The sequence below is a fragment of the Flavobacterium sp. Flavsp81 genome (assembly GCF_059491325.1).
The window spans coordinates 2,937,890-2,961,412 of sequence record NZ_CP168505.1 but is presented as its reverse complement, the minus strand read 5'-3'; the positions used below and the strand labels follow the sequence as shown (position 1 = coordinate 2,961,412).

The following is a 23,523-nucleotide window of genomic DNA, read 5'->3' as shown; positions in this document are numbered from 1 at the left end:
TTAGCTGGATGAGAATAGTAAGGAATAGAAATGTGGCTTTAGCCAAAATATTGTGTACTTTTTGGCTTTAGCCAATATCGGAGACATTTTATCCCTCCTAAAGCTGGAGGCAATTCAAAAAAGAGTTATACAAATGATAAATAAAATGAAGAATATTAAATACACATTTATATTGATTACAATGCTATTCACAAGCTTCCAAATCAATGCAAAAATCAAACTCCCGGCATTGTTTTCGGATAATATGATGCTGCAGCAAAAGTCGAATGCGCCGATGTGGGGCTGGGCGGATAAGAATGAAAATGTAAGTGTAAAAACGTCATGGAATTCTAAAATCTATAAAACCAAAGCTGATAATCAGGGGAAATGGAGAGTGGAATTGCAGACTCCGGCTGCGGGTGGTCCATTTATAATTGAAGTTAATCAGGGAAAGGAAACTATTGCGGTAAAAAATGTATTAATTGGTGAAGTTTGGTTGTGTTCGGGCCAGTCGAATATGGAAATGCCTTTGAAAGGTTTTCAGGGACAGCCTGTAAAAAACGGAAACGAAACAATTGTTAGGTCAACTAACCCAAACATTCGATTAATCACGGTTCCAAGAGCTACCGTTTTAGAACCAAAAGACGATTTTGAAGGAAAATGGGAAGTGGCTTCTCCAAAATCAACGGCTAATTTTAGTGCGATGGCCTGGTATTTTGGATCGCTTTTACAAGAAGTTTTAGATGTTCCGGTTGGATTGATTCATGTTTCGTACGGCGGTTCGAGTATGGAAGCCTGGATGAATCAGGAAATGCTGAAAGATTTTGCAAGTGCCAAAATTCCAACAACGAAAGAAGAACTGGCAAAAGACCCGAATCGTGTTCCGACGACTTTATTTAACGGAATGCTTTCGCCTGTGATTGGATACGGAATCAAAGGCTGTATCTGGTATCAGGGCGAATCGAATTACGAAAGAGCAAACGAATATACAGCCTTGATGAAAAAGATGGTCAGCAGTTGGAGAGGCTTGTGGAAACAAGGCGATTTCCCTTTTTATTATGCCCAAATCGCTCCGTTTAATTATGCGCAATTTCATCCGAAAGATAATCTGGAGAAATACAATTCGGCTTATCTGAGAGAAGCACAACTGAAGGCTTCAAAGGAAATTCCAAATTCCGGAATGGCGGTTTTGATGGATGTTGGCGAGGAAAATAATATCCACCCAATGGACAAGGAAAAAGGCGGAAACCGCTTGGCGTTTCAGGCTTTGGCAAAAACTTACGGAATCGAAGGTTTCGAATTTGAAAGTCCGAAATACAAATCGATGGAAATGAAAGATGGTGTCGTAACGGTTTCTTTTGATAATGTTGAAAACGGAATAACTTCTTATGACAAAGAAGTTACCGGTTTTGAATTGGCGGGAGAAGATAAAATTTTCTATCCGGCAAAAACGGTTGTCCGCAGAAAATCGGTGGTTTTGACTTCGGACAAAGTTGCCAAACCTGTAGCGATTCGGTATTTGTTTAAGGATTTTGTGAAAGCGGAATTGTTTAGTGGCGGTGGGTTGCCAATTTCGTCTTTTAGAACTGATGAGTGGTAGGTTTAAATAAATAAGAGGGATATTTTTAAACAGAAAATAAAATATCTGCTGAATCTGCGTGAAAAAAATTAGCACGCAGATTTAGCAGATTAGGCAGATTTAAAATAATTAATTTGAAAAACACAATATTCATATTTTTTCTTTTTGCAACGCTTTTCGCGAAAGCACAAACTCCTGTGCTCGAAAATTACAACCCAATTTGGAAAACACAAAGCAACAATTCATCAGAATCGATGCCGTTGGGAGGCGGAGATATTGGTTTGAACGTCTGGGTAGAAAAAGGAGATTTGTATTTTTATTTTTCACGTAGCGGAACATTTGATGAGCATAACACTCTGTTGAAATCAGGCCGTATAAAAGTGAGTTTAATCCCCAATCCGTTTACCGATAATGAAGGATTTCGTCAGGAATTGGTTTTGAAAGACGGTTATATTTCGATTGCTCAGAAGGATACCAAAATCAAACTTTGGGTAGATGTTTTCAAACCTGTAATCCATCTGGATTTGGAGAGTAAAACGCCTTTAAAAATGACAGCTTCTTATGAAAGCTGGCGTCATAAAAACCGAGATTCCAAAGGAAAAGCGAATAATGCCAATTCTTATAAATGGGCTCCACAGGATGAAATTGTAACATTCAAGGATTCGATTGCATTCGAAAATAATGGTGTGGAATTTTACCACAAAAACAGGCAACAAACCGTTTTTGATGTTGCTGTAAAACAGCAAAAAATGGAATCGGTAAAAGACCAAATGCTGAATCCGTTGGCAAATTTGACTTTCGGAGGATTTATGACAGGAGACAATCTAAAACCGGGCGGAACTTATTCGGGAACTTATCAAAATACAGATTTCAAAGGATTCAGTTTGTCGAGTGTGAAACCTTCCAAAAAACAAACTTTACAAATTCATTTATACACAAATCAATCGGATAGTAATTCCTGGGATAACGGTTTGAAAAATCAAATTTCAGACTATAAAATCAAATCAAAAGAGGCAGAAAAGAACACGATAAAATGGTGGAATAATTTCTGGAGCCGCAGTTTTATTTATACCCAAAAAAGCAATTCCACTACAAAAGATTCGGTTTATCAAATCGGGCAGAATTATCAGTTGTTCCGTTATATGCTGGGGTGTAATGCCTACGGAAAATATCCAACAAAATTCAATGGCGGATTGTTTACGGTCGATCCCGTTTTTACCAATCCCGATTTGAATTTCACACCTGATTTCAGAAATTGGGGCGGCGGAACAATGACAGCCCAGAACCAACGGTTGGTTTACTTTCCTATGGTAAAAAGCGGTGATTTTGATATGATGAAATCGCAATTGGATTATTATTTAAGTCTGCAGAAAAATGCCGAATTACGATCGCAGGTCTATTGGAAACACGGAGGAGCATCATTCACAGAACAACTGGAAAATTTCGGATTACCCAATCTAGCAGAATATGAATGGAAACGCCCGGCAGATTACGATCCGGGAATGGAATACAATGCCTGGTTGGAATATGAATGGGACACTGTTTTTGAGTTCTGCCAAATGATGCTGCAACAGAAAGAATTTGCCGGAGAAAACATTCAGAAATACAATTCGTTTATTATCAGCTGTCTTCGTTTTTTTGATGAGCATTACCAATATCTGGCAAAGCAAAGAGGCAGAAAAGCATTAGACGGAAACGGACATTTGATTCTTTTTCCCGGTTCAGGAGCGGAAACGTATAAAATGGCTAATAATGCGAATAGTACGATTTCGGCTTTGACCATAATTACTCAACAGCTTTTAAACCTTTCGGCAAAAGAATTGTCCAAAGAGGATACCGAATATTTAAAAGAATTTCAAAAACGAATTCCGCCTTTGAATTTTGGTCAAATTGAAAATCATAAAGTATTAGTTCCGGCAAAAACGTGGGAACGAATCAATAACTCTGAAGTGCCGCAATTGTATCCTGTGTATCCTTGGGGAATTTACGGAGTAGGAAAACCTGATTTAGAAACTGCTTTAAATACCTGGAAATACGATACAGATGCAATAAAGTTCAGAAGCTATATTGGCTGGAAGCAAGATAATATTTTTGCTGCAAGATTAGGTTTAACCGAAGAAGCAAAAAAATACAATTTACTGAAAATGACAAATTCAGAGAGAAGATTTCCTGCCTTTTGGGGACCGGGTTTTGACTGGGTTCCGGATCATAACTGGGGTGGGGCCGGAATGATTGGCATGCAGGAAATGCTTTTGCAGGAAGCGAATGGAAAAATATATCTTTTTCCGGCCTGGCCAAAAGAGTGGAACGTCCACTTTAAATTACATGCCTCTCAAAACACTATTATAGAAGCTGAGCTTCAAAACGGAATCATGAAAATTATTAAAGTGGTTCCTCAGGAAAGAGAAAAAGACATTATAAATCTGTTAGGGATTTCAATAGAAGAAAAGAAAAAATTAAACTAACTATTACCAATTACAATGATAAAGAAATTACTAAGTGCTGCTGTTTTGGCAATGCTTTTGTCTGCAAACGGGCAGGCACAATCAGTTGAAAAAACAACTGAAAAACAAATTGTTAAAATCGATTTCGATTTTTCGGGACGAAGAGCAGAAGAAGTAAGTGATCCTCATTATAATTCATGGCCAATAACGGAACAAACCGAAGCTGAAAAATATTTTAATAATGTAACATTCAAATTAAAAGGAAATTTTTCATCGAAATGGTTTAAAGTCGGAATGAATGCGCCGTTTTACGGACGATTAACAAGTGACGGTTTAGTAACCGATAAAAGTTTGGAACTTACCATTAGCGGATTAAAAGCAGGGAAACATTCATTACTTACTTTTCACAATACTTTTGATAAGATCGAAGGGAAATCTTATGCTCCTGTAAAAATATATGTAAACAATAAATTGGTTGAAACTGTGACGTCCACCCACAGAGCAACTTCGACTATTGATGCTGCAACGGCTTACATTGAATTTAATGCTCAGAAAGGGAAAAATGTGGTTGTTCGTTTTGAATTAGATTCGAAAGATGCTAATTCAATTCAGCAAATGGTAATCAACGGATTTGAAATTGATACACCAAATCTTAAAAAACAAGCGCATACTCCAAAACCTGAAAACGGAGATGAGCATGTAGTTCTTGGAGATAGTTTTATGATAAATTGGGACGCTTCAAAAGGTGCTGTTGCCCATAAATTATACTTTGGAACAGATAAAAAAGCCGTTACAGCTGCGACTGACAAATCAGCAGAATTTAAAGGAAAACAAACAGATACTAAATTTGCAGTTTCTGATTTGTACAGTATGACAACCTATTACTGGCGTGTTGATGAAGTTGATGCAAAAGGAAATACAACGTTAGGAGCTGTTTGGTCATTCAAACCTGCACAATTAGCTTTTCCCGGAGCTGAAGGATACGGGCGTTTTGCCGTTGGTGGAAGAGGAGGAAGAGTGGTTGAGGTAACGAATTTAAATGACAGCGGTCCGGGAAGTTTAAGAGCTGCCGTAAATGAAGGAACCGGTCCTAAAACTATTGTATTCAATGTCTCGGGAAATATAAAATTAGAAGATCGTCTGGTGGTAAACAATCCATATATTACGATTGCCGGACAAACGGCTCCGGGCGAAGGAATTACGATTAGCAAAGCACCGATTGGATTGACAGGTAATGATGGGATAATCCGATTTTTGAAAGTGAGAATTGGAAGTGGGAAAACGTATGACGGAATGGGTTTAACCGGCGCCAATCATAGTATTATAGATCATTGTTCTATCAGCTGGACAATTGACGAATCTTTCAGTTCACGTGGAGCGCACAACATTACGCTGCAACGAACTTTAATTTCTGAAGCATTGAATGTTGCAGGGCATGATAAATATCCGGAAGGAAAAATGCACGGATTTGCCGCTACCATTGGTGGAGATGTGGGTAGTTTTCACCATAATTTACTGGCACATAATTACGGAAGAAACTGGAGTATTGGCGGAGGTTTAAACGGAGACGGATATTACACAGGAAGAGTAGATATTACTAATAATGTTGTGTATAACTGGGGAAAAAGAACGACTGACGGAGGTGCTAATGAAGTGAATTTTGTAAACAATTATTATAAACCGGGAGCTTCTACAGATATTTTCGTTGCATTAAATGCACAGCATGAGGGAGTTGGAAAAGGAATGCAGCGATATTATTTCAATGGAAATATAATGCCGGGTTATTTTGATGAGAAATCTCAGGAAAAAGGAAGAAAAATGACGATTTCAAACAAAGAAATTGTTGAATATGAGACTTTTGTTGATAAACCATTCTTTGAATCTTATGTAAAAACAGAAAGTGCTCAGGCAGCTTATAAAAATGTACTTTCGGATGTTGGTGCGAGTGAACCGTTTTTTGACAAACATGATAACCGAATTATTGATGAAACTTTAAAAGGTACTTTTACCTATAAAGGAAGCAAAAGCGGTTTAAGCGGAATGATTGATTCTGAAAAAGATTTGGGAGACTTGGGTGAATATGCAAGTCAAACACGTTCTGCAGATTGGGATACCGATCATGATGGATTGCCAAATTGGTGGGAAACAGCAAGAGGATTAAATGAAAATTCTAAAGCAGGAGATTTTGCTGATACTAATTTAGACACAGATGAAGATGGTTTTACACAATTGGATGAATATTTAGACTGGATGGCACAGCCCCATTTTTTCATCACTTCAGGTGAAAAGAAAGAATTTTCGACAGCAGATTATTTTAAAGGATATGAGAAAAAGCCGGTTTACACTTTCTCAGATCTTAAAAACGGTAAAATTATTTTGAAAGGAAAAGATATTCAGTTTACTGCTATAGAAAGTGGATTTGCTTCTGTTGTCATCACAGTTAAAGATGAAGATGGAGATTCGATGAGTCGTCTTATGAATTTCTTTGTTAAATAAATAAGGAATAAAAAAATCTGCAAAATCTGCGTGCTAATTATTTTTCACGCAGATTTTGCAGATTGAGCAGATTCTAAAAATTAAATAAAATTTGAAAATGAAAAAGAATATCATTTTATTATTAGCTATACTTTTTTCAACTGCGATAATTGCTCAAAATAAAGGTTTGGTTGCCAATTCTGATAGCCCTTATTCTAAATTACAGAGTTTAGGATTGCAAGATGTGAAATGGACAAACGGTTTTTGGAAAGAACAATTTGATGTGGAAACCAAAAATACGTTGCCATATATGTGGAATTTGTATCATAATGATTCGATTTCGCATGCTTATAAAAACTTCGAAATTGCTGCTGGTGAAAGCAAAGGAACTTTTAAAGGGCCTTCTTTTCATGATGGTGATTTTTATAAGATTTTTGAAGGAATGGCAGCAACATATGCGGTAACAAAAGACAAAAAACTCGATACTGAAATGGATAAAGCGATTGCGCTTTTCGCAAAAGCACAGCGCAAAGACGGATACTTACATACTCCTGTTTTAATTGATGAACGTTGGGGAACTTTGGGACCGGAAGAAGTAAAAAAACAATTAGGTTTCGAGAAATACAATATGGGACATTTGATGACTGCGGCCTGTATCCATTATCGTGCGACCGGTAAAACTAATTTTCTGGATATTGCTAAAGGGGTTGCAGGTTTTCTGTATGATTTCTACAAAAAAGCCTCGCCAGAGTTAGCCCGAAATGCTATCTGTCCTTCACATTATATGGGAATTGTCGAAATGTATCGTACAACGAAAAATCCAAAATACCTGGAATTGGCGAATAATTTAATTGACATTCGAGGAACTACAAACGATGGAACCGATGATAATCAGGACAGAATTCCGTTTAGAAAGCAGACCACAGCAATGGGTCATGCCGTAAGAGCGAATTACTTATATGCAGGCGTAGCCGATTTATATGCAGAAACCGGAGAAAAGAAATTGCTGGATAATCTGGAATCTATTTGGAATGATGTGACTTACAGAAAAATGTACATCACTGGTGCCTGTGGTTCTTTGTATGATGGTGTTTCTCCAGACGGGACTTCTTATAATCCAACTGATGTTCAAAAAATTCATCAGGCTTACGGAAGGCCTTTTCAATTGCCCAATGCTACAGCTCATACCGAAACTTGCGCTAACATTGGAAATGTCTTGTGGAATTGGAGAATGCTTCAGATTACTGCTGACGCCAAATATGCTGATATTGTAGAGCTTGCTTTATACAATAGCGTTTTATCAGGAATCAGTTTAGAAGGGAAGGAGTTCTTTTATAATAATCCGTTGAATGTTTCTAAAGATTTACCTTTTAAACAAAGATGGAGCAAAGAGCGTGAAGGTTATATTGCCTTATCGAATTGCTGTGCGCCAAATGTAACCAGAACAATTGCTGAGGTGAGTAATTATGCTTATAGTTTTTCGAAAGAAGGTTTGTATGTAAATTTGTACGGAAGCAACAATCTGAATGCAACAACACCTGCCGGAGAAAAAATTGAAATTTCACAACAAACCAATTATCCCTGGGATGGGAAAATAACCTTGAAAATAGTAAAAGCTCCAAAAGAGTCTTATGCTTTTTTATTAAGGATTCCGGGATGGAGTCAGGGAACTACGATTTCAGTTAATAGTAAAAATATCAATGAAGTAATTGCTTCAGGTTCCTATCAAAAAATAGCTCAAAAATGGAAAAAAGGAGATGTCATTGAATTGAATATTCCAATGCCGGTTGAATTGATGCAGGCTAATCCATTGGTAGAAGAAGTAAAAAATCAGGTTGCCGTAAAAAGAGGACCAATTGTGTATTGTTTAGAGTCGGATCAGCTTCCTGCGAATGCAAAAGTGAACGATGTAGTTTTGGATTTAAACTCTAAATTCACCACTGATTTTATCAAAATAGGCAACAGAGAATTATTAAGTATAACTGCCAGTTCATCAATTACTCCGGATAATTCCTGGGATAAAAAATTGTACAAACCGATTTCTGTAAAGGACAATAAGGAACTTACTATAAAATTAATTCCTTATTTTGCATGGGGAAATCACGGTAAAGGCGAAATGTCTGTGTGGTTGTCACATTAAACTTTACTTTATAAAGCTGACTTTAAAATGAAAAAAACAATAATGACCCTGTTGCTTATAACAATTGTTAAGAGTCAGGCACAGGATTTTATACCGCTTTGGACAAAAGGCAAGATGCCAAATTCCAAAGGATTAGTTGTAAAAGACAGTATTAATAATGAGCGTGTAATGCAGGTAGGAATGCCGGGTATTCACGCTTTTTTTACTTCCAATCAAGAGAATAAAGGAGTGGCAGTTTTGATAATTCCGGGAGGAGGCTACCATCATTTGTCTTATAATATTAGCGGTTTTCAATTGGCAAAATGGTTCAATACCATGGGAATTAATGCTTTTGTATTAACGCATCGATTACCAATTTCACCAGATATTAAAGAACGGGAAAAAGCACCGTTGCAAGATGCAGAAAGAGCGATGAGGATTATTCGTAAAAATGCTATTGATTGGAAAATTGATACCAATAAAATTGGTGTAATGGGTTGTTCTGCCGGAGGGCATTTAGCGGGAAGTCTGGGAACAATCAAAGATGATTTTTCTTTAATTGGTGATGAATATGATAGTTATTCTTTTAAACCCAATTTTATGATTTTGATATCTCCGGTAATCGATATGGGTAAAGAAACACATAAAGGAAGTTTAGAAAATTTGCTTGGTCCAAATCCATCTGCAGAATTAATTAAAAAATATTCTTTGCAATTTCAGGTAAGTGATTATACACCGCCCACATTTATTGCACACGCTTTTAATGACAAAACGGTATCGCCAAAAAACAGCCTGCTGTTTTATGATGCCTTGTTAGCAAACAAAATTCCTTCGAGCCTGCACATTTTTAATCAGGGAGGTCATGCTATTGCTTTAAGAAATAATCCCGGATCAGCAAATTTATGGACGAGCCTTTGCGAACAATGGCTGATGGAAATAAATATCCTGAAAAACTAACTACACCTTTATAACTTATGAAACATATCATAGCTTTTCTTCTGTTCTTTAGTCCTGTTATAATATCAGCACAAACAACTGACAATAGATTTGAATTAACCGTGGCTCAGGATGGCTCAGGAGATTTTAAAACCATCCAGGAAGCTATCAATAAAGTGAGGGATCATGCCGAAAAACGGGTTATTATTACAATCAAGCCAGGGGTTTATAATGAAAAAGTAGTGATTCCTGCTTTTAAAAGAAACATTATCTTAAAAGGAGTTGACAAAGAGAAAACGGTTATTTCATACAATGATTATTCCGGAAAACCTTTCAGAGGAATTGATATTACGGGAGATACAAAATTCAGTACATATACTTCTTATACTTTATTGGTTCAGGGCAACGATTGTTCTTTAGAAAATCTGACTGTAGAAAATACATCCGGTAAAGTAGGCCAGGCAGTAGCGCTGCATACAGAAGGAGATAGAGTTGCTGTTAAAAATTGTTCGATTTTAGGAAATCAGGATACTCTGTATTTGGCAAAAGGCGGAACCAGAAATTATTTTGAAAACTGTTATATCAACGGTACAACCGATTTTATTTTTGGTGCAGCAACAGCTTATTTCTATAATTGTACTATCGAGAGTCTTACTAATTCTTATGTTACGGCAGCATCAACTACGCAACAGGATAAATACGGATTTGTATTTGTTGATTGTAAACTAACAGCAAAAGACAATACGGTAGATAAAGTTTTTCTTGGACGTCCGTGGAGACCTTATGCACAAACGATTTTCATCAATACAGAATTAGGTTCCCATATTGTCCCTGAAGGATGGAATCCGTGGAAAGGAGATAAAAATTTCCCGGAGAAGGAAAAAACAGTTTTTTACGCAGAATATGCAAGCAAAGGCGAAGGAGCAAAAGATATCTCCAAAAGAGTTTCTTGGTCACATCAATTGAAAAAATCCGATCTTAAAAAATATGATTTGGATAAAGTGTTGAATGGCTGGAATCCTAAATTATAAAATATACAATGATGAATAATTATAAAATAACAACACTTGGTTTTCTCGCCCTATTAGTTTTAAGTGGCTTTAATTTTAAATCTAAAGTAACCACAATTTACTTAATCGGAGATTCGACAGTGGCAGATTATTCATTGGAAAAAGAGTATGAAAGCAAAAGGTTTCCTCAGGTAGGATGGGGACAAGTATTTCAGCCATTTTTTCAGAAGGACAGTTTGAAACAGCTAAAAAATATTCTGGGAAATGCCAAAGAAGTAAAGATAGACGACAGAGCTAAAGGTGGCAGAAGTACCCGAACTTTTTTTCAGGAAGGACGCTGGGCTTCGGTTTATAATTCCTTACAAAAGGGTGATGTTGTGATGATGCAATTTGGTCATAACGATGCATCAGAAGAAAAAACAGAGCGTTATGTAAACATCGAAGGCTATAAAGAATTCCTGCGCCTTTTTATCAATCAAACCCGGGAGAAAGGAGCTACGCCAATAGTATTGACTCCGGTTGCCAGGAATTATCCATGGAAAGAAGGAAAGCTGACCAATGTTCATGGGGAATATCCGCAAGCAGCAAAGGACGTAGCAAAAGAACTAAACGTTAAATTAATAGATTTGAATGAACTGTCTATTGAGTTCTTCACCAGCAAAGGTCAGGAGTATGTAACTCAAAATTACTTTATGAACTTTGAATCAGGTTTATACCAGGCTTTTCCTAATGGGCAAAAAGATAATACTCATTTTCAGATTGCCGGAGGTAAGGAAGTAGCTAAATTGGTGTTTAATGCAATGAAAAAATTGTAAAGTTTAGCCTTAACTTGATTGAAATTGATATTTGACACTACTATATTTAGAAAAACAAATAACAAGTTTTTGATATTAATAAGAATTTATCTTTTAAAAAATTTAGCTGTTAATATCTTTTTTGAATAAATTTTATTTTACAGATAAAACGTTTTCGTGATTTTTTTACTCAAAACAAAACACTTTCCTACAACGATTGAGTAAAAAAATGAAATCTTAATTATTTCTGTTTGGATATTTGATTGGTTTATTTGTAAACATTTTATTAAATCCATATGTTTTTAGGGATTATTTCTTACTTATTTATTGTTGCCTATTCCATTCTAAAATTTATCTTCTTTTTTGTGCTTCCTATATTTTGTAAGGCTTTTTTTTATTGATATAGTTTTTTTTCTCTTAATTTTTTTGATGATTATATTTAGGCAGGATGCAACAGGACAGTTCTAATAGGCAATCATTATATTTTTGGGACTATAATAAATGTGTTTTTAACGTTTAAAATTTTTGTGATAATTGGAATGTCTCTTTTAAATGTCGCTTATCTTTAACTGTAATAAATACTTTTTTATAAACTAACTAACCTAAACTATTAACTAAATCAAACATTTATGAAACAAGCACTTATTAAAAGATGTAGTTTTATTTTGTTTGCATTAACGAGTATGATTACTTATGCTCAAACTGCAAGCAGTCAAATTAAGATCACCGGTACAGTTACTGATAATACAGGACTGCTTTTACCAGGGGTTAACGTAACTGAAAAGTCAACAAAAAACACCGTTTCTACAGATTACAGTGGTAGGTATGAAATTAGTGTAAAGCCTGGTGCAACATTGGTTTTTTCCTTCATTGGAATGAAAAAAGCTGAAATTCCATTAAACGGACGTACTAATTTAGATGCTAAACTACAAGAGGACTCTAATGTATTAGATGATATTGTGGTTGTCGCATATGGTACACAGAAAAAGAATAATGTTACTGGAGCGATAGCTACAATAAAACCAGAAGAAATTCAGGATTTGCCTGTCTCAAATTTGTCAGAATCTTTGAGAGGTTTGACTCCCGGACTTGCTGTATCCGGAGGTTCTACTCGTCCTGGAGATGCTGCTTCTATTCAAATACGTCAAACCTTTGGTTTTTCAAAAGATGGAAATACTAATATTCCTTTAATTGTGATTGATGATATGGTTCAAATTGATCCAACTACAGGCAGATCAACATTAGAGACTTTTAATAGACTAGATCCTTCTGAGATTGATAGTATAACAGTATTAAAGGATGGTTCTGCTGCTATCTATGGTTCTCGTGCGTCACAAGGAGCGATAATTGTAAAAACTAAAAGAGGACAAAATGGTAAGTTGAAATTTACTTACTACAGTCAGTATTCTATAAATGATGCTGTAAGTCACAGTAAAACAATGAATGCTTATGAGCACGGTATCTGGAAAAATAGATTTTTGAATTCTAATCTTGATACTAATACAGCTAAATATTTCTCGGCAAATGAGTTAGAACAAATGAAAGGTTTGGATTATGATTGGCTGGATAAGGCATGGAAACCGGCTGTACAGCAAAGACAATCACTTACTGCAAGTGGAGGAAGTGATAAAGCAACCTATTTTGCAGGTATAACTTATTTTAAGCAGGATGCAAATCTTGGAAACCAGGATTATAATAAGTGGAATTTCCGTACAGGTACTACACTTAAAGTTACTAAGAATTTAGATTTCTCTGCTTCGATTTCTGCAACTACTGTTGATGTCGAAAAATCGTTTACTAAATCTTCTGCAAATTTAAATGATAGCAGTTTTGGTTCTCTTGCTTCCGGGGAACAGGCAGATTATGGATATTTATTGCATATGCCAAGATATATTCCGTGGCAAACAACAGTTGAAGGGAAAGACTATTGGTTGTCTCCAATTGCTCGTTCAGACCGTAACCTGGGAAGTGCAAATGCAAATACTACTATTGCAGGATGGAATTATTTTGCAAGTTTAGGAAGTGGAAAACAGATTGATGAAGAATTTTCATATAACGTTAACCTGTCTTTGAATTATAAAGTTCCTTTTGTTAAAGGATTATCACTTAAAGGAAGTTATGCCAGAAACCAGTCTAGTGCGAATACAGAACAGGTTCAATTACCTTATGATTTAGCCAGAATAAGAAATTATGAAACTGCTGATAATCATTTGGCAGGTGTGGCTGATCCTACTATTTATAATGCTTCAACTAATCCAGCAGGAGATTATATTATAGAAACTAATACCCGTGGTTCAAGAGTTTATTATAATACAGATGTTGATAAATTAATTCAGACAAACATTTTTATCAACTATGCAAGAACTTTTGGAAACCATAATATTGAGGCAATGTTTGGTGTAGAGCGTTCTGATTCAAATTACAAATCAATTCGTTTAGCTTACGAAGGGACTTCAAAAGATTATTTAGGAGGTAGTACATCGGCAGGTACAATTAGTTCAAATTCTCAAGCAATAAAAGGTGAAGCTGGGACACTTTCTAATTTAGGGCGTCTTAATTACAGCTTTAAAGACAGATATTTAGTACAATTACTTTTTAGAACTGATTCTTCTACCAAGTTTGCACCTGAGAATTATACAGCTTTTTTCCCTTCAGCTCAGGTGGGTTGGGTTATGTCTAAAGAAAATTGGTTTAGGGATAATGTATCATGGGTAGATAATTTAAAAATACGTTATTCGATTGGAAAAACAGGTAAAGATAATGTTCAGACATGGCGTTGGTTAACTCTTTATGACGTTATTGTAGATAAAGGATATCAGTTTGGATCTGGAGGAGGAACTACTGGAGGAGGAACTTTAGGAGGAGGAATTACTCCAAGGACTACCCCAAACAGAAATATGAAATGGGATACTACATTAAAACAAAATGTTGGTCTTGATGTAACCTTACTAAATAACAGATTGCAATTTACTGCTGATTATTATTATGATAAATCGACAGATATGTTGATAAGTTTAGCCGGTGAAGTTGGAACTCCAATTTCTACAGGAGGTGCTTTTGCAGAACAAAATTATGCAGCTGTTAATGCTTGGGGTACAGAGTTTAGTTTAAATTGGAATGATAAAATTAAAAAAGATCTTAGCTATAATGTAGGAGTGAATTTTGGTTTTTCTGATAACGAATATAAAAAATATCCGGGAGCAGCTGTACAACATCCGTCATTCAATACCGTTCAGGAAGGTTATTCGACTTTTACACCTGTATGGGGATTCAGAACATGGAAAGACACTTCTACGGGTGATGGTATTTTGCGTACAGATGAAGATGTTACAAACTATTGGAATTATTTAACAACACACGCAACTGCAGCAGGTGGAGTACCTAATTATTTAGGCATAACCAATGTTACATTAATGAGAAAAGGGATGCTGGCTTATGAGGACGTAGGTGGTGCATTTGATCCGGCTACAGGGACTCAGGCTGAGGCAGATGGTCAAATTGCCAAAAATTTAGACTATATTAAATTAGCTAAAAGTAATAGAACATATGGTTTTACTACTAATTTGGGAATGAAGTATAAATCTGTTTATTTTAAAACTCAAATTGCTACTTCGTGGGGAGGATATAATTCTCTTGATTTGGTTAAACAAGGAACTTCATCGGCTCATAACGATTGGGCACATGAAAGTTTTTGGACAGACATGTATGACGCTACTGACAACCCTAACGGAAAGTATCCTAATATGGCTCAGGCTGATACTGCTTTTGCACCATCAGATTTTTGGGAAGTTAGTAATTTTAGATGTACTGTTAGAAACCTGACTGTAGGATTTGATCTTCCGCAAGAGGCTCTTAAGACAATAAGTATTCAAAAAGCTACTTTAGGTGTTACGGGAAATAACCTTTGGGATTTATATAATCCATATCCTGATCATTATCGCAATATGTATGATACTTCTTCTTCAAGATATCCTACACTTAGAACATGGTCAATTAATTTGAATATTACATTCTAATTTAAATTTAAAAAATTATGAGAACAAAGATTAATATATATATATCGTTAGCACTTTTGCTTGTTTTTGGAGCTTCTTGCAGTGATGATTTTTTGGAAGAGAAAAAACAGTATTCATTTTTTGATGATGAATTTTTTCAGAGTGAAGAACGTGTAAATTGGTTTATAGCGAACATGTATTATGATTATTTTGACGCCTATAAAACTCCTATGGCTTCTGTAGTTGGTTCGTACACTACCACTCAGGCTTCTTATACTGAAGAAATTGGAGGAATATCTTCTAATGTCAATGATAAAAGTTTGGTTAATCCAAATTTCACTTGGGAAAATGCAATTGATGCCCCGGGTTATTATGGGCAACCTTTAGCGGATGCTAATAGAAATGAACCATACACCAGAATTAGGGAGTGTAATATCATGTTGGAAAATCTGGATACTAAAGGAGCTAATTTGTCACAACTTTTTCGTGATAGAATAAAAGGACAGGTATACTACTTACGTGCTATTCAATATTTCGATTTAATGCGTACATATGGGGGGGTTCCAATTGTAACTTCAGTTGAAGTTGCAAGTTCAGATAATCCGGCAACACAACATCCGAGAGCTACTGTTACTGAAGTGGTGAACCAAATTGTAAAAGACCTAGATTTAGCTGCAAGTTTACTGCCTCCTACATGGGGAGCAGGAGATTATGGACGCTTTACAAAAGGGGCTGCTATGGCTCAAAAATCAAGAGTTTTGTTAACATATGCGAGTCCTTTGTTTAATAAGAACTGGGATTCTTCAGATGAACGTTGGGATGCTGCCCTAAAAGCCGGTTTAGATGCCGAGGCACAGTTAATGGCCGCAGGACATAGCTTATACGGCTCATCAGCGAGTGATTGGGCAAAGATGTTCTATCAATTTGATAATACTTTTAATCCGGAAGCTATTACAGTTCGACTTTTGTCTACTGGTAATTTAGGTACAAATTCAAACAATTCCTGGGAAAGGTCGATTCGACTTGGAAGTCAGGGAGGAGTAGCTGGTAACGGTGTTGATGCTCCGAAAGGAATGATTGATTTATTTCCGATGAAAGATGGTAAGCGTCCAACTGCTACTAATGGGTATAATGATTTTCTGTTTTTCAAAGATCGTGATCCACGTTTTTACAGAACTTTTGCTTTCTCTGGTAGTTACTGGCCATATTCTAATACTATTGTAGCTCCTGCAGTTCACGTAGTGGCTCCGACCGTTTGGGCATACCGTTGGTCTACAAATGCAACTACCGGTGTAGCTTATAGTATGGGTAATGATGTTCCAAGCCCTGCTTTTATTCGTAAAATGTCAAGTCCGAATGTAGGTAATATAAGTAACTTTCAATATTCCGGTACAGATATCATTGAATATCGTTTTGCTGAATTAATTTTAAATATAGCCGAATGTTATGCTGCAAAAGGAGATATTCCAAATACTTTAGTGTATTTGAAAAAAATCAGAAATCGCGTTGGTATTCCTGCTGCAGATAATTATGGAATAGGGACATTGGCAGACAAATATGCAGCCCTTGAAGCTTGTTTATATGAACGTAGAGTTGAGTTGGCATACGAAGGAAAACGTTTTTGGGATGTTCAACGCTGGATGCTTTACAGTGATGATGCTTCAATTAATGATGCAACAAATACTAAACTAGGTATTCCGGTAATAAATGGGACACAGCGTGTTGGTAATTATTTACACTATAAAAATGGTACTAGTGGAGCTAATACAGATCCTTTAACGGCTGCTCGTGCAAGCATTTCGGTAGATCCGGATGCAGCAAATTTTCAGACTCAGATTAATGCTTTGGCAACGTTTTATACTGCTAATTTCGAGTTCCGTTCTCCTCCGACACCTATGGATAACGTTAGTGGTGTAGCAACTCCTATTTTATGGAGACCAAATTATTACATTATGGGACTTAATCAGGCAGCCTTAGCACAAAATCCATGGTTATTACAAACTACAGGATGGAAAGATAATTCTGGTGCTCCAGGGACTTATAATTATCAAGAATAATTCTTTAAGTATTAAAAAAATTATAAAAAATAATCACCTGTATTCCCTAAAAAAGATACAGGTGATTTGTTTAAATCGAATACCATAATTAAAAATTAACATGAAAAATTCCGCATTATTAATCGTATCTCTATTGATTTTGGGAAATGCAAAATGCTTTGCACAATACCCAAAAATAAGTCCGGAGATTCAGGCACAACAAGACGCAATTATCAAGGAAGCCAACAGACTTTCTGACGAGGCCTGGGAAAAAGCCCTGGTAATTATTGAAGAAGAAGCCAAACACGGTAAACCTTTTATTCCATGGGCATCAAGACCTAACGATTTGCCACAGGCATCTATACCTGCTTTTCCAGGAGCTGAAGGAGGAGGTATGTACACTTATGGTGGTCGTGGAGGAAATGTTTATATAGTAAGAAGCCTTGAAGACAGAGGACCGGGAACTTTGCGTGAGGCATGCGAACAAGGAGGAGCCAGAATTGTAGTATTTAATGTTTCGGGAATTATAAAAATCAAAAGTCCGTTAATCATTCGTGCACCCTATATCACTATTGCAGGGCAAACTGCTCCTGGTGACGGTATTTGCGTAGCGGGAGAATCAGTTTGGATCAACACACACGATGTTATTATCAGACACATGCGTTTCCGTAGAGGAGAAACTTTCGTAGGCCGTCGTGATGATGCCATTGGAGGAAATCCTGTTGGGAATATCATGATCGATCACGTTTCGGCAACTTGGGGATTAGATGAAAATATGTCTATGTACAGACATATGTACAGCCCTGGCGCAGGTTACCCTGACGAAAAGAAACCGACTGTAAATATTACAATCCAAAACAGTTTATTCGGAGAAGCTTTGGACACTTACAATCATGCTTTCGGAAGTACATTAGGTGGAGAAAATTGTTCATTCATGAAAAATATGTGGGCAAGTAATGCAGGCAGAAATCCATCTATTGGTTGGAATGGAATCTTCAATTTTGTAAATAATGTGGTTTATAACTGGTACAACAGATCAACAGATGGTGGAGATTACACTGCCAACTATAATATCATTAATAACTTTTACAAACCAGGACCGGTAACTAATTTAAACGAGCCTATCAGCTACAGAATTTTAAAACCGGAATCAGGAAGAAGCAAACTGCCTTATATGGTTTTTGGTAGAGCATACGTAACTGGAAATATCGTTAACAATAACGAAAAAGTGACCAAAGACAACTGGGACGGCGGTGTTCAGATCGAAAACAAAAAAGGAGAGTTGATGACGTATGATGAAGCTAAAACTTATTTCGATAAAATGAAAAGCGACACACCTTTCCCAATGCCTTGGTTTTCTAAAATCATGAAAGCTGACGAAGCTTATGAGTATGTCCTGAAAAATGTGGGAGCAACTTTACCATTGAGAGATAAAGTAGACGAAAGAATCGTAAGAACAGTTAAGACAGGTGTTCCTGAATACGCAAAAGGATTGGAGAAAAAAGAGTTCTATCAATTCGAACACAGACGCTTACCGAAAGATTCTTATAAACAAGGAATCATAACTGATATTTCTCAAGTTGGCGGATATCCTGAATACAAAGGAAAACCCTATGTTGATACCGACAAAGACGGTATGCCAGACAAATGGGAGAAAAAATACGGTTTAAATCCAAATGATGCTTCAGATGCGAAAGGAGATTTAAACAATGATGGTTATGCTAATATTGAAGACTACATCAATGGTGTAAACCCAGCGATAAAAGTAGATTGGAAAGATCTAGCTAATAATAAGGAGACTTTAGTTAGGCCTTTATTAGATTAATTCAAAAATCTCAAGTCAAAACTCGTATCACTTTTGACTTGAGATTTTATTAAAATTAAAAATTATGTCAATAAAAAAAATAAGTTTAAGTCTATTGTTCCTGCTGTTTGCTTTTTGCAAAATCAACGCACAACAGTATGCAGATCCGGAATATATCAAAGTGACCAACGAAAGAGCGACTAAAATCGTTGAGAAGCTGGCTTTGGGCAATAAAGAAAAAGAAACAGCAGTAAGCAATATTATTGCACAACAATTCCGCGATTTGAGTAAAATTCACGATGGAAGAGATGCCGAAATCAAAAAAGTAAAAGATAATACTACTTTATCTAAGGAAAAACAAAACGCATCCATTGAAAAATTGAAAGCTAGTGCGGATAAGTCAATTGATAAATTGCATAAAGCTTATTTAAAGAAATTAGGAACACAGTTGAATGAAGCTAAAATTACCGAAGTAAAAGACGGAATGACTTATGGCGTACTTCCTATTACCGTTGCCGGTTATAACGATATGCTGCCTAATTTGACTAAAGAGCAAAAAGAATATATTTATAATGCTTTGGTTGAAGCCAGAGAACACGCAATGGACGGAGGTTCATCTAAAGAAAAACACGGATGGTTTGGTAAATACAAAGGAAGAATCAATAATTATTTATCCAAACAAGGTTATGATTTAAACAAAGAAAGTACTGATTGGCACAAACGTGTTGAAGAAAGAGAAAAAGCTAAAGCGAAAAATTAAATAATTTATTGGTAATTTAAATAGCTGTCGGGCTGAGCGGAGTCGAAGCCCCTTTTGAGGTAAATAGCCTTCGACTCCGGTCAGGATGGCAATAATTTCTAAAAAATATTTTTTTTATATCGATAAAAGTTAGGACTATTGCCAATAAAGATTCTAACGGAGAGGGATATACCAATGTCGAAAAGTATTTTAACGGAATTATCCAAAAAACAAAACCGACTGGAAAAAACCGAAAATAATACCGATACATTAGCAAAACTATCAAAGGATTGTTGCAATAAAGTCTTAAATTTAAGCCTGACAATTCTCAGACCTGACAAGTTTTTTAAAATTGTTAGGTCTAATCACATAAAAATAAATCTATCAAATACTATTTTAAAGTGAATTTCATCCAGCTAAAAAATATAATCTCTCTTCAAAAAAATAAAATAATTTTGTCTGGTCTCGTGGTGCTTTTCAGCATTCAAATAGGAACAGCTCAGAATAATTTCCCCGATATTACAAAATCCAAAGAAGGAAAACTTTCTTTAACTGCCGATAATAAAGGAAACCAAATTCCTGATTTTTGTTTTGCCGGTTACAAAGGTTCTTCGGTTGCTATTCCGGATGTAGCCATTAAAGTTTTTGTACCTCATATTGATGGTGAAGCCACAAAAACAATTCAGACAGCAATCAATTATGTTGCCAAATTAAAAGCGGATAAAAACGGTTTTAAAGGAACAGTGCTTTTAGACAAAGGAATCTTCAAAGTTTCAGGTGAAATCAATATCAAGGAAAGCGGAATTGTATTAAGAGGAAGCGGTTCAGGAAATAATGGAACGGTACTTTTAGGAACTTCAATCAACAGAAAAGCAATTGTCAATATCAGTGGAATCAACAACCGGATTCTCAAAGAAACAACAGAAATAGTGACTAATTACACGCCACTGGGAGCAACTGTTTTAGCAGTAAAAAATGCAGCTAACTTTAAAAAAGGAGACTATATTGTAATTAATACACCCATCTCTAAAAAATGGATTGATCTTTTGTCAATGAATGATTTTGGAGGAGAAAGCGGATGGATTGGCTGGAAAGCCGATGATTTCGTGATTCGTGCCGACAGGGAAATTATAGCAGTTCAGGGAAATAAGATTACTATTGATGCGCCTTTAACGAATGCTTTGGACGAAGAATTATCAAAATCAACTGTGATAAGTTACATTTGGTCTGGCCGAATCAATAATGTCGGTATTGAAAATCTGACTTTGAAATCTGATTATGACACCACAAATCCAAAAGACGAACAGCACAGATGGACAGGAATTTCTATCGAAAATGCAGAAGATATTTGGGTACGACAAGTCAATTTTGAACAGTTTGCAGGCGGTGCAGTTTCAATTTTAAAAACGGCCAAAAGAATCACTGTTGAAGATTGCCTGGCACTGAACCCAATTTCGGAAATTGCATCTTTTAGAAGAAATACATTTTATACAGAAGGACAACAAACTTTATTTCAAAGATGTTATTCTGAATTCGGATACAATGATTTTGTAGTCGGAGGTTACGCCACTGCTGGACCAAATGTCTTTTTACAATGCGAATCACATCAACCTTATAGTTTCAGTGGATCTGTTGGAAGCTGGGCAACGGGAATCCTTTTCGATGTTTCTTTAATTGATGGAAATGCTATCAGTTTCAAAAACAAAGAACAGGACGGAAGAGGTTTAGGCTGGAACGCTGCCAATAGTGTCATCTGGGAAACTTCCGCATCCAAAATAGAAAATTACAGTCCGCCAACAGCCAACAATTGGGCTTTTGGAGTCTGGGCGCAATGGGCAGGAAACGGACACTGGAAAGACGTGAACAACCACATCAGCCCAAGAAGTTTATTTTATGCTTTGCTCGAACAGCGTTTGGGCAAATTACCGATGGATGCCCAAATAATGGACATGGGTACAGAACCTTCTTCAAGTCCTACATTGGAACAGGCAGCAGCTTTAACAGCCGAAGCATATAAATTAAACGAAACTTTAAAAGAATTCATTACTAAAGCATCAACGAGGAATCCAATTTCGATTGATAATGGTAAAGCAAAACGTATTGACGAAGTAAAATCCAATACTGAAATTGTTTCTAACTCGGATAAAATCACCTTAACGAATGGATTTTTGACCACTTCAAAAGGAGTAATTACAGGAGAAGTTGTCGATGTACCGTGGTGGAGAGGCAGTTTGCGTGAATCTGAAATCGCAAAATCAAGACCACATATTACCCGATTCGTTCCCGGACATTATGGTGTTGGCTACACAGATAATTTAGAAGAAACAGTAAACTATTTAGTCGAAAACAATAAATCGGCAATCGATCACAATTACGGATTGTGGTACGAGCAAAGAATGGCGGATCACGAACGTATCCGCAGGATCGATGCTGATGTCTGGGCACCATTCTACGAACAGCCTTTCAACAGAAGCGGACAGGGAATTGCCTGGGATCATTTGAGCAAATACGATTTGACCATATACAACGCCTGGTATTGGAACCGATTGAAAACCTTTGCAGAATTAGCCGGTCAAAAAAATAAAATTTTATTAAACGAAGCCTATTTTCAACATAATATTTTAGAAGCCGGAGCACATTGGGCAAGTTCCCCTTGGCGTCCGGCCAATAATATCAACACAACCGGATTGCCGGAACCACCGCCGTATGCAGGCGACAAAAGGATTTTCCTTGCCGAACAATTTTATGATGTAAAAAATGCAGATATAAGAAAGTTACATGTAGCCTTTATAGAAAAAAATCTGGAAAACTTTAAAGACAACGCTAACGTTCTGCAACTCACAAGTGCCGAATATACAGGCCCGTTAAGCTTTATGCAATTCTGGATTGATGTCATAGCCAACTATGAAAAGTCACATCAAAACGAATCCAAAATCGCTCTAAGTGCCACAAAAGATGTTCAGGATGCCATTCTAAATGATGAAACAAGAGCCAAAACCGTTGATGTAATTGACATTAGATATTGGTATTACAGAGAAGACGGAACATTATATGCCCCAGAAGGCGGAAAAAATTTAGCCCCACGCCAGCACGCCCGTAAAATCAAAACCGGAAAAGAAACAGACGACCAGGTGTATCGTGCCGTTCGCGAATACCGTGAAAAATATCCGGATAAAGCAGTTCTGTATTCCACAATGGGAGCACCACGATTTGGCTGGGCTGCATTAATGGGCGGAGCTTCATTGGCAAATATTCCAAAAATTGAACTTTCTGCCTTTCATTCTGCCCTGAGTGGTATGAAGTTTGCAGAAGGAACTACTTTTTCAGATACACTTTGGACACTGGAAAATAAAGGCAATGCCTATCTTTTTTATCTGATAAACGATCAGGATGTTTCGATAGATTTATCAAATTACAAAGGCACTTTCGAAGTATACACAATCAATGCTTCCAATGGAACTATCACCAAAAAAGCAAATATCAGCGGAGGAAAAAAAATCGTAATTCCACAAGCCGAAATCAAGGAAAAAGTACTTTTTGTAGTGAAGAAAAATTAACGACTGTTAAATAAAGAATAAGCAAAATAAATCTGCGCAAATCTGCTGGATCTGCG

12 protein-coding genes are annotated in these 23,523 nt (G+C 36.4%); all 12 read left to right on the top strand.

What is annotated here, in order from left to right; all coding sequences use genetic code 11:
* Positions 1–145: 145 nt before the first annotated feature.
* The 12 genes from ACEN92_RS12430 to ACEN92_RS12375 all read left to right on the top strand — a co-directional run bounded on the left by ACEN92_RS12430 (position 146) and on the right by ACEN92_RS12375 (position 23,467).
* Positions 146–1,579 (top strand): sialate O-acetylesterase, encoded by a 1,434-nt coding sequence (locus tag ACEN92_RS12430; RefSeq protein WP_495638684.1) that lies wholly within the window; start codon positions 146–148, stop codon positions 1,577–1,579.
* A 113-nt stretch (positions 1,580–1,692) separates the two neighbouring features.
* Positions 1,693–4,023, top strand: a complete 2,331-nt coding sequence (locus ACEN92_RS12425) for a DUF5703 domain-containing protein (protein ID WP_495638683.1) — start codon at positions 1,693–1,695, stop codon at positions 4,021–4,023.
* A 15-nt stretch (positions 4,024–4,038) separates the two neighbouring features.
* Positions 4,039–6,498, top strand: a complete 2,460-nt coding sequence (locus tag ACEN92_RS12420; protein ID WP_495638682.1) for a pectate lyase family protein — start codon at positions 4,039–4,041, stop codon at positions 6,496–6,498.
* Positions 6,499–6,595: 97 nt separating this feature from the next.
* On the top strand, positions 6,596–8,617 hold the full coding sequence (locus ACEN92_RS12415; RefSeq protein WP_495638681.1) for an aceric acid hydrolase: 2,022 nt from the start codon (positions 6,596–6,598) through the stop codon (positions 8,615–8,617).
* Between the two features lie 27 nt (positions 8,618–8,644).
* A complete protein-coding gene (locus ACEN92_RS12410; protein WP_495638680.1) occupies positions 8,645–9,553 on the top strand; it encodes an alpha/beta hydrolase in 909 nt (302 codons plus the stop codon).
* Positions 9,554–9,570: 17 nt separating this feature from the next.
* Complete coding sequence (locus ACEN92_RS12405) at positions 9,571–10,563, top strand: pectinesterase family protein (protein WP_495638679.1); 993 nt, start codon at positions 9,571–9,573, stop codon at positions 10,561–10,563.
* An 8-nt stretch (positions 10,564–10,571) separates the two neighbouring features.
* The gene (locus tag ACEN92_RS12400; RefSeq protein ID WP_495638678.1) at positions 10,572–11,357 is read left to right on the top strand and encodes a rhamnogalacturonan acetylesterase; all 786 of its coding nucleotides are present in this window, start codon (positions 10,572–10,574) and stop codon (positions 11,355–11,357) included.
* 608 nt (positions 11,358–11,965) lie between these two features.
* On the top strand, positions 11,966–15,352 hold the full coding sequence (locus ACEN92_RS12395) for a SusC/RagA family TonB-linked outer membrane protein (RefSeq protein WP_495638677.1): 3,387 nt from the start codon (positions 11,966–11,968) through the stop codon (positions 15,350–15,352).
* A 17-nt stretch (positions 15,353–15,369) separates the two neighbouring features.
* Complete coding sequence (locus tag ACEN92_RS12390) at positions 15,370–17,388, top strand: RagB/SusD family nutrient uptake outer membrane protein (protein WP_495638676.1); 2,019 nt, start codon at positions 15,370–15,372, stop codon at positions 17,386–17,388.
* Between the two features lie 100 nt (positions 17,389–17,488).
* Positions 17,489–19,192, top strand: a complete 1,704-nt coding sequence (locus ACEN92_RS12385) for a polysaccharide lyase (RefSeq protein ID WP_495638675.1) — start codon at positions 17,489–17,491, stop codon at positions 19,190–19,192.
* 64 nt (positions 19,193–19,256) lie between these two features.
* Positions 19,257–19,931 (top strand): DUF3826 domain-containing protein, encoded by a 675-nt coding sequence (locus tag ACEN92_RS12380; protein ID WP_495638674.1) that lies wholly within the window; start codon positions 19,257–19,259, stop codon positions 19,929–19,931.
* 434 nt (positions 19,932–20,365) lie between these two features.
* Entirely contained in the window at positions 20,366–23,467 is a 3,102-nt protein-coding gene (locus tag ACEN92_RS12375) for a DUF6298 domain-containing protein (protein WP_495638673.1), read from the top strand.
* Positions 23,468–23,523: the final 56 nt, after the last annotated feature.

Coding starts and splice junctions, on each gene's coding strand:
- ACEN92_RS12410 (WP_495638680.1), top strand. CDS start 8,645: ATGAAAAAAACAATAATGACCCTGTTGCTTATAACAATTGTTAAGAGT.
- ACEN92_RS12390 (WP_495638676.1), top strand. CDS start 15,370: ATGAGAACAAAGATTAATATATATATATCGTTAGCACTTTTGCTTGTT.
- ACEN92_RS12405 (WP_495638679.1), top strand. CDS start 9,571: ATGAAACATATCATAGCTTTTCTTCTGTTCTTTAGTCCTGTTATAATA.
- ACEN92_RS12395 (WP_495638677.1), top strand. CDS start 11,966: ATGAAACAAGCACTTATTAAAAGATGTAGTTTTATTTTGTTTGCATTA.
- ACEN92_RS12400 (WP_495638678.1), top strand. CDS start 10,572: ATGATGAATAATTATAAAATAACAACACTTGGTTTTCTCGCCCTATTA.
- ACEN92_RS12415 (WP_495638681.1), top strand. CDS start 6,596: ATGAAAAAGAATATCATTTTATTATTAGCTATACTTTTTTCAACTGCG.
- ACEN92_RS12430 (WP_495638684.1), top strand. CDS start 146: ATGAAGAATATTAAATACACATTTATATTGATTACAATGCTATTCACA.
- ACEN92_RS12385 (WP_495638675.1), top strand. CDS start 17,489: ATGAAAAATTCCGCATTATTAATCGTATCTCTATTGATTTTGGGAAAT.
- ACEN92_RS12420 (WP_495638682.1), top strand. CDS start 4,039: ATGATAAAGAAATTACTAAGTGCTGCTGTTTTGGCAATGCTTTTGTCT.
- ACEN92_RS12380 (WP_495638674.1), top strand. CDS start 19,257: ATGTCAATAAAAAAAATAAGTTTAAGTCTATTGTTCCTGCTGTTTGCT.